This window comes from Mesorhizobium newzealandense, assembly GCF_042682145.1.
GTDB classification, from domain to species: Bacteria; Pseudomonadota; Alphaproteobacteria; order Rhizobiales; family Rhizobiaceae; genus Mesorhizobium; species Mesorhizobium newzealandense.
The window spans coordinates 627,263-640,896 of record NZ_JBHUGZ010000030.1 but is presented as its reverse complement, the minus strand read 5'-3'; the positions used below and the strand labels follow the sequence as shown (position 1 = coordinate 640,896).

The window sequence follows — 13,634 nt, the reverse complement described above, 5'->3', positions numbered from 1 at the left end:
TGTTCGACATCTGGGTTCATTCGCCCGGCCATCGCCGCAACATGCTCGACCCGCGCTTCACCCGCTTTGGCCTCGCCTATGTCCGCGACGGCCGCGACAGCGCCATCCGCTACTGGAGCCTTGTGCTGGGAAAGTAAGCAGCCTTCGCCTGCCCTCAGTCCATATGCGCGGCTGGTGCGCCAGCGGCCGGCGCCTGCTTTGGCTTGCGCAGCAGGAAAACAAACGGGATGGCAATCAGCGTCATCACCATCAGTATTTTGAAATCATTGACGTAAGAGATCATCATCGCTTGGAGATTGACCATTCGGTCGACTTCCGAAAGCGCCATTGGATCGCCGCTTGCGGCCGCAGGAGAGACCGCCCACAGATTGGGATTGAACGGGTTGATGAAGGCGGAAAGCTCGGTGTGATTGATCTGCGTGTTGCGCACCATCAGAACCGTCACGACCGACACGCCGATGGACGAGCCAAGATTGCGCACCAGGCTGAACAAGGCGGTGGCGTCGGTACGGAAGCGCACGTCAAGCGTGGCGAAGGCCACGGTCGACAGCGGCACGAAGACCATGCCCATTCCCAGGCCCTGGATGACGCCGGAACTGATGATCAGCCAGTTGTCCATCTGCGGCGTGAAGCTCGACATGGTGTAGAGCGACTGAGCGGTCAGCAGAAAGCCGATGACGACGAGGATCCTGGCGTCGATCTTGCTCATGAGCCGCCCGACGACGAGCATCGAAATCATGGTGCCGACACCACGCGGCCCCATGACGACGCCGATGGTGACGGTCGGATAGCCGAAGATGGTCGACAGCATCGGCGGCAGCAGCGACATGCTCGCCAGGATCAGCACGCCCATGACGAAGATGAACGCCAGCCCGGTCACGAAATTGCGGTCGAGGAAGATCTTCGGATCGATGAAGGGATGATCCGACGTCACCGTGTGAATGATGAACACCCAGAAGCCGGTTAGCGAAAGACCAAGCTCGATCCAGATCTCGATCGAGGAAAACCAGTCGACCTCGCCGCCGCGATCGAGCAGCAGCTGCAGCGCGCCGACGCCGAGCGATATCATGGCGAAGCCGAAGAAATCGAAACCACGCACGCGCCGCGCGACGGCCGGCAAATAGGCGGCCATGCCGAGGAAGGCAACAATGCCGACCGGCAGGTTGATGAAGAACACCCAGCGCCAGTTGAAATTCTCGGTCAGCCAGCCACCCAGCGTCGGACCCAGAATTGGCCCCAGCATGATGCCGGCGCCCCAGATGGCCATTGCCTGGCCGTGGCGTTCCCTGGGGTTGATGTCGAGCAGGAAGGTCTGCGACAACGGCACGATCGCGGCGCCGAACACGCCTTGCATCAGCCGGAAGAAGACCATGGTCTCCAGGCTCCAGGCGATGCCGCACAGCATCGAGAACACGGTGAAGCCGACCACCGCCGTCAGGAACAGTTCCTTGCGGCCGAAGCGGTCGGCCAGCCAGCCGGTGACCGGCGTCATGATGGCCGCGGCAACGATGTAGGAGGTCAGCACCCAGTTGATGTTGTCCGGGGAGGCACCGAGATCGCCGGTCATGGTCGGCAGCGCAACGTTGGCGATCGTGGTGTCGAGCGCCTGCATGATCGTCGCCAGCATGAGCGCGACCGTTATCAGGCCACGATGCGGCACTTCTTTGAACGGTTCGGGCGTGCTCATGATGCGGAACTTCCGGCAGGTAACAAAATCGTGTACGGTGGGTTTCCGGGCGGCAAAGCCTTCCGTTGAGAGACCCTCATCGCGGTGGGACGCGATTGTCGATGTGGGGGTTACATCGACCGAAAGTCTCGATTGAGCGGATGCCTGCCGCCCGGAAACATGAGGACCGACGGGTCCGTGTCGAAGATTTCAGATCTCGATCAGGCCGCGATGCGGCTCGGCCCAAGCGCTGATCCTTCTCACCCCTCCCATCAGACCAATCCCCTGCCACTCGCTTCCACCCTTGGTTCCCCGCGGGTTTCCGCCGATTTTACTTTGCCGCCTCGCCAGCCGTGGCGTGGCCAAATATGGCGGGAAACCCGCGCGCCACGCCGGTATCGACCGTAACGGTCGCGCTCATGCCGGTGCGCAACGCCATCTTGGCGTCGGCATCGGTCAACTCCAGGCGCACCGGAATGCGTTGCGTGACCTTGACCCAGTTGCCGGTGGCATTCTGGGCCGGCAGCAGCGAGAACTCTGCACCCGTGCCGGCGCCGATCGCCTTGACAGTCGCCTCGAAGGTGCGCCCCGGATAGGTGTCGACCACGATCTCGGCCTTTTGGCCCGATATCATGTGGGTCAGCTGGGTTTCCTTGAAATTGGCTTCGATCCAGGTGTCGCCCGTCTCGACCAGCGAAAACAGCGGCGTGCCGGAACCGACATACTGACCGACCTTGAACGATGAGGCCTGGCTGACGACGCCGTCAGCCGGCGCCTTGACCGTGGTCTGCTCCAGGTCGTAGGCCGCCTTGTCGCGCGCGGCGAGCGCGGCCATCACGGTCGGGTGCTTGTCGGTCTCGATGTCGGGATTGCCGCCAAGGGCTGCCTTGGCGCTGATGATGCCTTGCTCGGCAACGGCCAGCTGCTGCTTGGCCTTGTCGAGATCGTTCTTGGCCTGGTCGAGCGACGACTTGGCGTTGATGCCCTTCTGTGCAAGGTCGGCGGCGCGGTCGAACTGCGACTGGGCGAAGGCGACCTCACTGGCATCGGACTTTTGCTGAGCCATCGACTGGCCATAAGCGGCACGCAGCTGCTCGACATTGAGACGCGCGCCCGCCACCGCCGCGTCGGCCTGGGCCAGTGCGATCCGGTAGGGCTCCGGGTCGATGGCAAACAGCACATCACCCTGGTTGACCAGCTGGTTGTCGGCAATGTCGACCTGAACGATGCGGCCCGCCGTGTCGGAAGCGATCGACACCTTGGCCTGCTGCAGATTGGCGTTTTCCGTCTCCTGGTAGCGGCCGCCGGTAACCCAGACGTAACCGCCGCCGATAGCCAGTGCCGCAGGCAGCGCAACCATCAGCAAAGAGCGGCCCAGCCGGCGCTTTTTCTTCACCGGGGCCGGCGCCGGCTGCGCCGGAGGAGCAACCGCCACCGGGGCCGCGGTCGGCTGCGCCGGCGCTTCCATTTCCAGCTCGGTCACCTTCTCGTCTATCTTGGCTGCGGCGTTCATGCTGCTGCGCCCTCTGTATTCTTCACTTTTTCAATGGACGGCGTCTCGTCGTCAGTCAGGTTGCGGACCATCGCCTCAAGCCCCTCGATGAGGACACGACGGGCTTCCGGCTTCACGCCGACCAGCGATTCCTCATAGACTTCTCCGGCAATGCTCTTGATCACGGCGTAGGCGTCGCTCGCTTTGGGCGTCAGGAAGATCATGCGGACGCGGCGATCGGCGGCGTCGGAGCGACGCTCGATCCAGCCCCCCTCCTCCATGCGGTCGACCAGACGCGAAACGCTGATCGGCTCGATTTCGAGAAGTTCGGCCAGCCTCGCCTGCGCGACACCGTCTTCCTTGGCAACGCGGACCAGAAGCCGCCATTGCGCCGAAGAAAGCCCCAAGCCACTGGCCCTCGCCTCGAAGCGCTTGCGCATCAGGCGCTGCACGTCGTGGATCAAGAAGCCCAATCTGTCTATGCCATCTGAAACCATGAGCGGCATATATAATAAGCGTGCTTATTATTCAAGATGCCGCGTTGCACCGGAAGCCGGCAAATGTGCATGACTGCCGTGCTGCGCAATTATGGTTAGCGATTGGTCAACGTCTGGCCGGTGGCCATGGCAGCCGGCATGACCCATCCACCGTATCAGGACGCGCGCACTGGGAGGCGCAGTTTCGACCGCAGCGGTCTATACTCTGGTCGCGTGTGACATATTGATGTACAGCCGCATATCAGGATCGGGGGATCAACGAAATGCCGACGCTTTACGCTCTCAAGCCGGCTTTCCAGGGAAGGCTGCGACCGCTGGTCAACCGGCTGGCGGCAATCGGCGTCACCGCAAACAGCATAACCATCCTGGCGGCCCTGATGTCGATCGCGGCCGGAACGGCCATCGCGATCTTGCATGAATGGCGCTCGCTGCTGCTGTTGATTCCCGTGGTGATGTTCGTGCGCATGGCGCTGAATGCCGTGGACGGCATGCTGGCGCGGGAACACGGGCAGGCCTCGACGCTTGGCATGTATCTGAACGAATTCTGCGACGTCGTTTCGGACCTTGCGCTCATCCTGCCGTTCGCCGTCTTCCCACAATTCAGCCCATGGGGCGTCGTCGCCTTCGCCATATCAGCTGTGCTGGCCGAGTTTGCCGGCGTGCTCGGCATCGCCGCCAGGATCGGGCGAAACTATGCCGGGCCGTTCGGCAAGAGCGACCGGGCGCTGGCGCTGGGCGTGGTCGCCGTGCTGTGCGCCGCCGGGCTCTGGCCGGCATCCATCGCGCCGCTTGTGTTTCCGGCCATGGCAACGCTTTCGCTGTTGACCGCCATAAACCGGATACGCGCCGGCCTTATTGGCAGCGCCAGTTGAGCATCGAGGCTCGCCATGCCGCCAGAGGGAAAGACCATGATGCACGAACCAATCGCCACTGTTGCTGCCGGAAGCCTTGAGCGGCAGGCGCAAGAGCGTGTCTTCCGCAGCCATGACGGGACGGAGATCTTCTACCGGTTCTGGCCGGCAGCTTCCGCCGATGCCAAGGGCGCGGTGGTGCTCTTCCACCGCGGCCACGAGCATGGCGGCCGCATGGCTCATCTCGTCGACGAACTGCAGATGCCGGACCACGCCTTTTATGCCTGGGATGCCCGCGGCAATGGCCGCTCGTCCGGCGAGCGCGGCTATGCCCCTTCTTTCTCGGCCCTGGTGCGCGACATCGACTGCTTCATGCGCGAGATCGCCGCCAGGGACGGCTTCGCCACGCAGGATATCGCGCTGATCGCGCAATCCTTCGGCGCCGTGCTCGCCGCCGCCTGGGTGCATGACTATGCGCCGAAACTGCGTGCCATGGTGCTGGCCTCACCGGCCTTTTCGGTCAAACTCTACGTGCCCTTCGCCAAGGAAGGCATCGCGTTCTGGCAGAACATCAAGGGCCGCTTCTTCGTCAATTCCTACGTCAAGGCGAAGTTCTTGACCCATGACCCCGTGCGCATCGCCTCCTTCGAGAGCGATCCGCTGATCACGCGGCCGATCGCCTCCAACATCCTGGTCGAGCTCTACCAGCACGCGGCGCGCATCGTTGCGGACGCCCGCGCCATCACCGTGCCGACGCAGCTTCTGCTTTCAGGGAGCGACTGGGTTGTGCGCCATGGCCCGCAGCACGAGTTCTTCGTCAATCTCGGCAGCCGCACCAAGGAGCGCCATGTGTTGCCGGGTTTTTTCCACGACACGCTGGGCGAGCGCGACCGGGCGCAGGCCCTCGACCTGATCCGGCCGTTCCTGGCCAAGCAAGTCGCCGCGCCGGATGCGCCGGTCGACCTGAAGCAGGCGGATATCACCGGCTACACGCGCGACGAGGCCGACAGGCTTGCCTCGCCGCTCGATCTTTTGTCGCCCAAGGGCCTCTATTGGGCATTCAGCCGTGCCTCCATCCGCATGGGCGCCTGGTTATCGTCGGGTATGAAGGCGGGCATCACCACCGGCTTCGATTCCGGCTCGACGCTGGACTACGTCTACGAGAACGACGCGCGGGGCCTTACACCTCTTGGCCGCGCCGTCGACCGCATCTTCCTGGAAGCCATCGGCTGGCGCGGCATCCGCCAGCGCAAGCTGCATCTCGAGGAGCTGATCGGCTCTTGCCTGGCGGCGCTCAAGGCCGCCGGCCGGCCGGCGCACATTCTCGACATCGCCGCCGGCCACGGCCGCTATGTTCTCGATGCCATCGTGAAGAGCCCCGACCAGCCGGCGAGCGTGCGCCTGCAGGATTATTCCGACCTCAATGTCCAGCTTGGCCGCAAGCTGATCGCCGAGCGGCAGTTGCCGGCCAGCGTCTCCTTCCAGCGCGCCGACGCCTTCGATGCCGACATGCTCGCCTCGATCGATCCGGCGCCCGATCTCGCCATCGTTTCCGGCCTCTACGAGCTGTTTTCAGACAACGCCATGATCGCCCGCTCGCTCGGCGGGCTTGCCCACGCCATGCAGCCGGGCGGCCTGTTGCTCTACACCAACCAGCCGTGGCATCCGCAGCTCGAGATGATCGCCCGCAGCCTGACCTCGCATCGCGGCGGTCAGGCCTGGGTGATGCGCCGGCGCACGCAAGGCGAGATGGACCAGCTCGTCGAAGCCGCCGGTTTCGAGAAGCTCGACCAGCGCATCGACCAGTGGGGCATCTTCACCGTCTCGGTCGCACGGCGCCGCTGAACAGGATGGTGTCATCGCTTGCATCCACGGTGCGCACTGAGCCTTACAGCCGGGTGGTCGTCAGGGCAGCCCTTTGGCTGGCCTTCCTGGCGCCGTTCTTCTACCTCTCCTACGGCTTCGCCAACTGGCTGGCGTCGCGGCGCGACGATGTCGGCAGCATCGTGTTCTCCTGGGAGCGCAGCATCCCTTTCCTCGCCTGGACCATCGTGCCCTACTGGTCGATCAACCTGTTCTACGGACTGTCGCTGCTGCTCAACGACAGCAGGCAAGGCGTCGACCGCCTGGCCGGGCGCTATCTCACCGCGCAGATCGTCGCCGTCGCCTGTTTCATCCTGTTCCCGCTGACCGCGACGTTCGTGCGGCCTGCAACGACCGGCCTGCCCGGCTTCCTGTTTGCCGTGCTTGGCGGTTTCGACAAGCCGTTCAACCAGGCGCCCTCGCTGCACATCGCTTTGCTGGTGATCATCTGGGACCACTGGCGCCACCGGCTCGGCGGCCTCCTCCTGCCGCTCTGGCATGGCTGGTGCTTCCTGATCGGCGCTTCGGTGCTGACGACCTGGCAACATCATTTCATCGACATCCCGACCGGCGCGCTGCTCGGGTTTTTCGCCCTGTGGCTGTTTCCGCGCTCCGGCGCGTTGCCGTTTTCAGCCGCTCGGCTGACCGGCGATGCGAAAGCGCGCCGGCTGGCGCTGTTCTATGCGCTGGGCGCCGTCCTTGCGCTGGCCGGCGCCGCGCTCGGCGCCGTCTTGTCCGCCACAGCGCTCTTCCTGCTCTGGCCGGCGCTGGCGCTGGCTATCGTCGCCTTCGCTTATTCCGGGGCCGGTGAAAAGGTGTTCCAGAAGACTGCGGAAGGCCATGTGTCCCTGGCAAGCCGCGTCCTGCTTTGGCCCTACCGGTTGGGCGCTGGTGTGAATGCCGCGATATGGACGCGCAAGCTGCCACCGCACGTCGCCGTCCGTGATGGCGTCTCTCTCGGTCGCTTTCCGACGGCAAGCGAGGCCAACGGCTTTGGCACGGTCATCGATCTTGCCGCCGAACTTGAAAAGCCGGCGGGGACAGACTGCCGCTGGATCAGCTTTCCGATGATCGATCTGTTGCCGCCGCCGGTAATAGTACAGCAGCAGGCCGCCAGCGCGCTTGAGAGCGCGCGCCGCGACGGCACTGTGCTGGTCTGCTGCGCGCTCGGTTTCCAGCGCAGCGCCGGCGTTGTCGCCGAATGGCTGGTGGCGACCGGCAGAGCCAGGACGCCGACGCTTGCCCACGAGATGCTGATGGCCACCGGCCGGCCGATTCATCTCGCCGCGGCCACGGAGCGGGCGGCGTCATGACGGGCAATGCCTACCAGGAACGCGCCGGTCGCTTCGCCCGCATGCTGATGCAGCAGGCCGCATGGCCGGCTGCGGTTGTGGTGACCGCCAGTATTCTTGTGCCCCTGGCTGCTTCGGCGCGCGGCGCTTTCGAGGCTTTGCGCGCGGCCATCCCACTGTCGGTCTCGGCCGCGAGCGCGGTTGCGGTGCTGGCGCTGTCGGCGCTTCTGGTGTTCGACGCACTGTTGTTCCGGCTGATGGCCAGCCACAAAGACGAGGCTTCCGGTGGCGCCGCGGTGGATGACATACTGGCGCGCATGCGCCTGAAACCTTCGCCGTCCACGACACGCCCGCTCGATGACCGCATGGCCGGCACCCGTCGCTTGCTGTTCAAACAGCGCGCAGCCCTGGCCCTGTTTGCCGCAGCGCTCCTGACGGCGGGGTTTTGGGCGCCGCGATGAACAAGCTTTCGCTCAAGACCTTCACCTTGCTGCAGACCGTAACCTCCGTCGGTCTCTCGGCGCTGGCCTGGGTGGTGACCGGGGTGCGTCCGATCTGGAATGGCAGTCTGCCATCCGACCGGCAGCGCATCTATTTCGCCAATCACACCAGCCATGGCGACTTCATCCTGCTGTCGGCCTGCCTGAGCGAAAAGGAACGCGCGATCACCCACGCGGTTGCTGCCGGCGAGTACTGGGGAAAGTCGCGGCTGCGCCGCTTCATCGCCGAGGACATGCTGTCGTCGGTGCTCATCAACCGGCAATGGACGAAACCTGAAGAAAACCCGATCGAGATCATGCTCTCGGTGCTCGACCAGGGCCATTCGCTGATCCTGTTTCCCGAGGGCACCCGCAACATGACCGAGGAGCCGCTGCTGGCCTTCCGCTCCGGGCTCTACAATCTGTCGATGGCGCGGCCTGAGGTCGAGCTGATCCCGTGCTGGATCGAGAACATGTCGCGCGTGCTGCCCAAGGGCCAGTTCCTGCCGGTGCCGCTGCTGTGCCGCGTCGTCTTCGGCGCACCGGTTGCGGTGGGCCCGGGCGAAGAACGCCGCGCCTTTCTCGAGCGCGCCCACGCCACGCTGCTGGCGCTCAACCCGCGTCCCGAGCGAGACGATTGATGCGCCACGAGATTTCCATTCTGATCATCGGCCTGCTCGCGGTGCTGACCACCGCCAGCATCATTGCCGCGATACTTTCGGCGCGGGCGCCCAAGCCGCTCAGTTCAACGCTGGTCAATCTCACGCAGCGCATCAACGCCTGGTGGGTGATGGTGGCGCTGATGACGGTCGCCTTCTTCTTCGGCCGCTACGGCATGACCATCCTGTTCGCGCTGATTTCCTTCGCGGCGCTGCGCGAATTCGTGACGCTGACGCATACAAGCCGCAGCGACCATTGGGTGCTGCTCGGCATGTTCGGCATCATCATTCCGTTTCAATACTGGCTGGTGTGGACCGCCTGGTACGGGCTGTTCGTCATCTTCATTCCGGTCTACTGCTTCCTGCTGATGCCGGCGATCACCGCGCTGCATGGCGACACCGAGCGCTTTCTAGAGCGGATCGCCGCGCAGCAATGGGCGGTGATGATCTCGGTCTATTGCGTCAGCCATGTTCCGGCGCTGCTGACCCTCAATGTGCCGGGCTTCGAAGGCCGCACCCTGTTGCTCATCGCCTTCCTGATCATCGTCGTGCAAGGCAGCGACGTGCTGCAGTACATCTTCGGCAAGCTCTTCGGAAAGCACCGTTTTTCGCCGAACGTCTCGCCGTCGAAAACCTGGGAAGGTCTGATCGGCGGACTGGTGTCGGCGAGCCTGCTCGGCGCGCTGTTGTCCTTCGTGACACCGTTCTCGCCGCTGCAGGCGGCAGCCGTAGCCTTCATCGCCTGCTCCATGGGCTTTCTGGGCGGGCTGGTCGCCTCGGCGATCAAGCGCGACCAGGGCGTCAAGGACTGGGGCCATCTGATCGAAGGCCATGGCGGCATGATGGACCGCACCGACAGCCTGGTCTTCGCTGCCCCGGTTTTCTTTCACATCGTGCGCTATTTCTGGACGGTCTGAGGCGGGAACTCTTGCCCATCGCGATAGGACCCATCGCGATAGGGCCCACCGCGATCAGAGCCGATTGCGGATGAGCATGGTGACGACGAAGAACGCTCCGACCGAGCTGGTGATGATGCCGATCGGCAGTTCCTGCGGCGGCAGCAAGGTTCGGGCGAGAAGATCGCTAACCAGCAACAGCACCGCGCCGAAGACCGCGCAGCTGGCAACCAGCCGCAGATGCAAAGGACCCGCCAGCGGCCGCGACAGATGCGGGATCATCAGTCCGACGAAGCCGATGACGCCGGCGACCGAGACCAGGATCGCCGTCGCGAACGCGGCGACGAAGAAGGTCATCCTGCGCATCCGCGCCACCGGCACACCAAGGCTTTCGGCGGCATTTTCGCCGGCCAGGAAAGCATCGAGCCGGCGGTGGTTCCATAGCGCATAAGCCAGGATGGTGCCCGCACCCAGCGCGCCGAGCCAGATGTTGTCCCAGCGTGCCAGGCCGAGCCCGCCCATCGTCCAGAACAGCACCGAGTGGGCGGCGCGCTGGTCGCCGGCAAAAACCAGGTAGTTGGTCAAGGCGGTGAACATGAACGACACGGCAAGGCCGGCGAGGATCAGCCGCTCCGGCCCTTGCCCCCTCACCCGCGCAACCAGCAGCAGGACGACGCCGGCAGCCAGTATGCCGCCGGTGAAAGCCGCGACCGGCAGCGTCCAGATACCAAAACTGTCGCCGAAGACGGTGATGACGGAAACCGCGCCTGCAGCGGCGCCGGACGACAGGCCGAACAGGAACGGATCGGCCAGATCATTGCGGGTCACCGTCTGCAGCAGCGCACCGACGACGCCCAGGCCGGCGCCGACGCAGATGGCCAGGATCGTGCGCGGCAGCCGCAGGTCGACGACGATCTTGCCGACCGGGCCGGACACGTCGTGTCCACCCAGTCCAATCGCATGGCCGAGCGAAGCCACGACGTCGGTCAACGGAATCAGCGTCGAGCCATAGGCGATCGACAGCAAGGCGAGAGCGGCGATCGCCGCCGCTCCCACCATCATGGCGAGTGCGAATGCCTTGTGTCGCAAGCCTGGAAATGCGTCGCGTCCATCAGGGCTCATGCGACGCACTTCCCGGATCTTTTCTTCATGCATGTCGTTGCCAAAAAACCGCAGCGCACTTTTGGGCGACATGCATCAAAATGCTTCCGGATGCATCGCCTTGGCGATCTTGTCGATCGCTTCGATGTTGGCGGGTCCAGGCGTCAGCTCGGCATAGCGCAGGGCGACGAAACGCTCGTTCTTGACCGCGTCCGTTTCTTTCATCGCCGGATGCGCCTTCAGGAAATCGAGCAGTTTCTTGTAGCCGCCGCCGTCCTGGTAATCGAGCAGGATGAGGAATTGCGGATTGCGCGAGGCCACCGTTTCCCAGTCCGTGTTGCCCCAGCTGGTGTCCATGTCGGCCATGATGTTGTCGCCGCCGGCGGCTGATATCATGGCGCTGGGGATGGCGAACTTGCCCGCGGTGAAGGGCTTGTCCTCGCCGGAATCATAGAGGAACACCCGCGTGCCCTTGCGGTCGCCGACCTTGGCGGTGATGTCGGCGAGCTGCGTCTTCCAGCCTGAAACGAGCTTTTGCGCCTCAGCCTCCTTGCCAAAAATCTTGCCCAGCTTTTCGACGTCGCCATAGAGCAGGTCCATCGAGGCGGCAGGGCGGTTCTTGTCGAGATGGACGCAGCTTTCCGTCAGCACCAGTGTCTTGATGCCATGCGGGGCAAGCGTTTCGGGCGTCACTTCGCCGCCCGGCTTCATGCCGTAGTACCAGCCGGCGAAGAAGAAATCGGGCTCGACCGCGACGAGGTTTTCAAGCGTCGGATATTTGGGAGCGAGTTCAGGGATCGAGCCCTGCTCGGCCTTGAATTCGGGGCCGACCTTGTACCATCCGGTGATGCCGGTCAGGCCGACGATCGACGGCTGCAGTTTCAGCGCGAAAGCCATCTCGGCCATGTTGAGATCATGGATGACGGCGCGCTTCGGCGGCGCGTCGAAAGTCAGCGGTTTGCCGCAACTGTCGACGGTCACAGGGAAGGCGAAAGCTGTCGAGGCCAGCAGCGAGAAGACGAGCGAAAAAGCGAGGCGTTTCAAGGGTATTGCTCCGTTGTTGAACAGGGATTGGGCGGAACGGCTTCGATCAGGATGTCGGCACGGCGCGGTTCGGCACCTCGAACACCGTCAGTTCGCGGTCTTCAGTCGGATGGCGCAGACGAAAGACGTCGACGCCGAACACCTCGCGGATCAGCTGTTGGGTCAGCGCTTCGCGCGGCGCGGCGAACGCTTGCAGGCGGGCATTGTTCATCACCGCGACCCTGGTAGCGAAGGGCGCCACCAGGGCCAGATCGTGCAGCACCGCGATCACCGTCATGCCGAAGCTGGCCACGAGTTCGAGCAGTTCGCCGCGGGCGCGCGGGTCGAGATGGTTGGTGGGCTCGTCGAGGAACAGAATTGTTGGCTCCTGCGCGATGGCGCGCGCCAGCTGGGCGCGCTGGCGCTCGCCACCCGACAGCGAGCCGATGGTGCGGCCAAGCAACGGCAGCAGGCCGGTCCGGCGCAGCGCGTCGACGACAATGTCGCGTTCGTCGCTCCTGCGCCTTAGCCCGGCGTGCGGAACCCGGCCAAGCTCGACATAGTCGATCACCGCCAGCCGCGGATCGGGCTGGTCGGTCTGGCCGACCACGGCGATCTGCAGTGCGCGCTCGGCGGCCGAAATCCTGTCCAGCCGGCGCCCGCCAAGCTTCACCTCGCCGGAACTTGGCCGCAGCATGCCCGACAGCATGCGCAGCAGCGTGGTCTTGCCGGCGCCGTTGGGGCCGATGATGGCGAGGCGATCACCTGCGCCCACCGAGAGGCTGACCGCATGGACCATATCTCGGCCATTCGCCATGGCACTGAGGTCACGCGCTTCGAGAACCGGCGCTGTCATCGGCTGTTTCCCGCCAGATTGCCCGGACCCGGGATGCGGGCCAGCGTCTTGCCGGCCAATCCCGCCGGGCGCTGTCCCGAATTGCACCAGCCATCGGCGAGCGAAGCATAGAGCTTGGCGAATCGCACGAGATCGCCGACATCGGCCTGCGCATCGATGGAGCCGAAGAGATAGGCGGCCTTGCCCGATGCCTGGAAGGCAACCGTCAAGGGCCGTGCACAGCCGGCCATGCAAGCCACGCCCTCGACAATGAAGCCATTTGCCACGGCGGGTTCATGGTGGGCCGAGAGCCGGGAACGTAAATCGGTGCACAGATTCTCACCCGACCTGATCCCTGTCGGGACGTCGCGGCAAAGCGTGCAGACAATAATGCGGTGAATACGATCGGTAGCGCCGTCCAACTTTTCCGTCTTTCTCGATTGGCGACGGAAGGAAGTTGGCGAATCGGCCGACAAGACCGACGTCCACGTCTCCTCCCGGCACACCCCGTCCGGTCAACTCATGCTGATGGCAGGTCTCCTGGCTCGCGGGTCGTGGCGCCATCCTGCCTTCCCAGCCTTGCCGGCCAGTGGCATTTACGGATTTTGCTCGCCGCTTACAGTTGCGGGGGCAGCCACGGCCTCGACCCTTGGGGATCTCACCGTGTTCCCTTTTCACCCCTTGCCTTGCGGCCAGGGGACCATCACCGGCCCAGCGTAGATTTCCATCGATCGCATCGCAATGGTTTTTTGCGACGTCGCTGCTCCATCTAAATGTAATAACATTACATTTGAAGCGATATTCCCCGACGATGTCAACCCCGCTTGTCGCGCAATACGGCGGCGGCAGTGGCAGCTGCTCGGAACGGGCTCGCCGCCGGAGGTAGAAGGTGGCCGGGGGGCAGAGCGAGTTGGCATTACGGTTGCCGAGGGCGAGAACCTTGACGGCGCAAGCGGCGGCAGTCTGTAGTCGCGGCAGGC

14 protein-coding genes and 1 riboswitch are annotated in these 13,634 nt (G+C 64.2%); of the genes, 7 read left to right on the top strand and 7 right to left on the bottom strand.

The window, feature by feature from the left end:
• The coding region (locus ACFSOZ_RS37220) for a CAP domain-containing protein (RefSeq protein WP_379106649.1) at positions 1-137 on the top strand (137 nt) is incomplete at its 5' end.
• 17 nt (positions 138-154) lie between these two features.
• On the opposite strand, the gene ACFSOZ_RS37215 is transcribed toward ACFSOZ_RS37220, so the two are convergent.
• The 3 genes from ACFSOZ_RS37215 to ACFSOZ_RS37205 all read right to left on the bottom strand — a co-directional run bounded on the left by ACFSOZ_RS37215 (position 155) and on the right by ACFSOZ_RS37205 (position 3,655).
• On the bottom strand, positions 155-1,687 hold the full coding sequence (locus ACFSOZ_RS37215) for a DHA2 family efflux MFS transporter permease subunit (protein ID WP_379106604.1): 1,533 nt from the start codon (positions 1,685-1,687) through the stop codon (positions 155-157).
• Between the two features lie 310 nt (positions 1,688-1,997).
• Positions 1,998-3,179: an HlyD family secretion protein gene (locus ACFSOZ_RS37210; RefSeq protein WP_379106602.1), complete on the bottom strand. Its 1,182-nt coding sequence runs from the start codon at positions 3,177-3,179 to the stop codon at positions 1,998-2,000.
• Positions 3,176-3,655 (bottom strand): MarR family winged helix-turn-helix transcriptional regulator, encoded by a 480-nt coding sequence (locus ACFSOZ_RS37205; protein ID WP_027038640.1) that lies wholly within the window; start codon positions 3,653-3,655, stop codon positions 3,176-3,178. The genes ACFSOZ_RS37210 and ACFSOZ_RS37205 overlap by 4 nt, the downstream gene beginning before the upstream one ends.
• 263 nt (positions 3,656-3,918) lie before the next feature.
• Here ACFSOZ_RS37205 and ACFSOZ_RS37200 point away from each other — a divergent pair, with 263 nt between their 5' ends.
• Genes ACFSOZ_RS37200 through ACFSOZ_RS37175 form a run of 6 tightly spaced genes read left to right on the top strand, consistent with a single transcriptional unit; the run spans position 3,919 to position 9,716 of the window.
• A complete protein-coding gene (locus ACFSOZ_RS37200) occupies positions 3,919-4,527 on the top strand; it encodes a CDP-alcohol phosphatidyltransferase family protein (protein WP_379106600.1) in 609 nt (202 codons plus the stop codon).
• 39 nt (positions 4,528-4,566) lie between these two features.
• The gene (locus ACFSOZ_RS37195; protein ID WP_379106647.1) at positions 4,567-6,351 is read left to right on the top strand and encodes a bifunctional alpha/beta hydrolase/class I SAM-dependent methyltransferase; all 1,785 of its coding nucleotides are present in this window, start codon (positions 4,567-4,569) and stop codon (positions 6,349-6,351) included.
• 5 nt (positions 6,352-6,356) lie between these two features.
• Positions 6,357-7,682, top strand: a complete 1,326-nt coding sequence (locus ACFSOZ_RS37190; protein WP_379106598.1) for a phosphatase PAP2/dual specificity phosphatase family protein — start codon at positions 6,357-6,359, stop codon at positions 7,680-7,682.
• Positions 7,679-8,122, top strand: a complete 444-nt coding sequence (locus ACFSOZ_RS37185; RefSeq protein ID WP_379106596.1) for a hypothetical protein — start codon at positions 7,679-7,681, stop codon at positions 8,120-8,122. The genes ACFSOZ_RS37190 and ACFSOZ_RS37185 overlap by 4 nt, the downstream gene beginning before the upstream one ends.
• Positions 8,119-8,781, top strand: a complete 663-nt coding sequence (locus ACFSOZ_RS37180) for a lysophospholipid acyltransferase family protein (RefSeq protein ID WP_379106594.1) — start codon at positions 8,119-8,121, stop codon at positions 8,779-8,781. The genes ACFSOZ_RS37185 and ACFSOZ_RS37180 overlap by 4 nt, the downstream gene beginning before the upstream one ends.
• Positions 8,781-9,716: a phosphatidate cytidylyltransferase gene (locus tag ACFSOZ_RS37175; protein ID WP_379106592.1), complete on the top strand. Its 936-nt coding sequence runs from the start codon at positions 8,781-8,783 to the stop codon at positions 9,714-9,716. Before ACFSOZ_RS37180 ends, ACFSOZ_RS37175 begins: the two co-directional genes overlap by 1 nt.
• Before the next feature lie 54 nt (positions 9,717-9,770).
• Here the strand turns inward: ACFSOZ_RS37175 and ACFSOZ_RS37170 are convergent, their stop codons facing one another.
• From ACFSOZ_RS37170 to ACFSOZ_RS37155, 4 genes are all read right to left on the bottom strand, one after another.
• Entirely contained in the window at positions 9,771-10,817 is a 1,047-nt protein-coding gene (locus ACFSOZ_RS37170) for a FecCD family ABC transporter permease (RefSeq protein ID WP_379106590.1), read from the bottom strand.
• Positions 10,818-10,892: 75 nt separating this feature from the next.
• Positions 10,893-11,840 carry an ABC transporter substrate-binding protein gene (locus ACFSOZ_RS37165; RefSeq protein ID WP_379106588.1) on the bottom strand — a complete coding sequence of 316 codons (948 nt, stop codon included), beginning with the start codon at positions 11,838-11,840 and terminating at the stop codon, positions 10,893-10,895.
• Positions 11,841-11,886: 46 nt separating this feature from the next.
• Positions 11,887-12,675 (bottom strand): ABC transporter ATP-binding protein, encoded by a 789-nt coding sequence (locus ACFSOZ_RS37160; RefSeq protein ID WP_379106585.1) that lies wholly within the window; start codon positions 12,673-12,675, stop codon positions 11,887-11,889.
• The gene (locus ACFSOZ_RS37155; protein ID WP_379106583.1) at positions 12,672-13,160 is read right to left on the bottom strand and encodes a DUF1636 family protein; all 489 of its coding nucleotides are present in this window, start codon (positions 13,158-13,160) and stop codon (positions 12,672-12,674) included. Before ACFSOZ_RS37155 ends, ACFSOZ_RS37160 begins: the two co-directional genes overlap by 4 nt.
• Positions 13,161-13,167: 7 nt before the next feature.
• A riboswitch (cobalamin riboswitch) is annotated at positions 13,168-13,374 on the bottom strand.
• Positions 13,375-13,634 lie beyond the last annotated feature (260 nt).

Coding starts and splice junctions, on each gene's coding strand:
- ACFSOZ_RS37215 (WP_379106604.1), bottom strand. CDS start 1,687: ATGAGCACGCCCGAACCGTTCAAAGAAGTGCCGCATCGTGGCCTGATA.
- ACFSOZ_RS37210 (WP_379106602.1), bottom strand. CDS start 3,179: ATGAACGCCGCAGCCAAGATAGACGAGAAGGTGACCGAGCTGGAAATG.
- ACFSOZ_RS37205 (WP_027038640.1), bottom strand. CDS start 3,655: ATGGTTTCAGATGGCATAGACAGATTGGGCTTCTTGATCCACGACGTG.
- ACFSOZ_RS37200 (WP_379106600.1), top strand. CDS start 3,919: ATGCCGACGCTTTACGCTCTCAAGCCGGCTTTCCAGGGAAGGCTGCGA.
- ACFSOZ_RS37195 (WP_379106647.1), top strand. CDS start 4,567: ATGCACGAACCAATCGCCACTGTTGCTGCCGGAAGCCTTGAGCGGCAG.
- ACFSOZ_RS37190 (WP_379106598.1), top strand. CDS start 6,357: ATGGTGTCATCGCTTGCATCCACGGTGCGCACTGAGCCTTACAGCCGG.
- ACFSOZ_RS37185 (WP_379106596.1), top strand. CDS start 7,679: ATGACGGGCAATGCCTACCAGGAACGCGCCGGTCGCTTCGCCCGCATG.
- ACFSOZ_RS37180 (WP_379106594.1), top strand. CDS start 8,119: ATGAACAAGCTTTCGCTCAAGACCTTCACCTTGCTGCAGACCGTAACC.
- ACFSOZ_RS37175 (WP_379106592.1), top strand. CDS start 8,781: ATGCGCCACGAGATTTCCATTCTGATCATCGGCCTGCTCGCGGTGCTG.
- ACFSOZ_RS37170 (WP_379106590.1), bottom strand. CDS start 10,817: ATGAGCCCTGATGGACGCGACGCATTTCCAGGCTTGCGACACAAGGCA.
- ACFSOZ_RS37160 (WP_379106585.1), bottom strand. CDS start 12,675: ATGACAGCGCCGGTTCTCGAAGCGCGTGACCTCAGTGCCATGGCGAAT.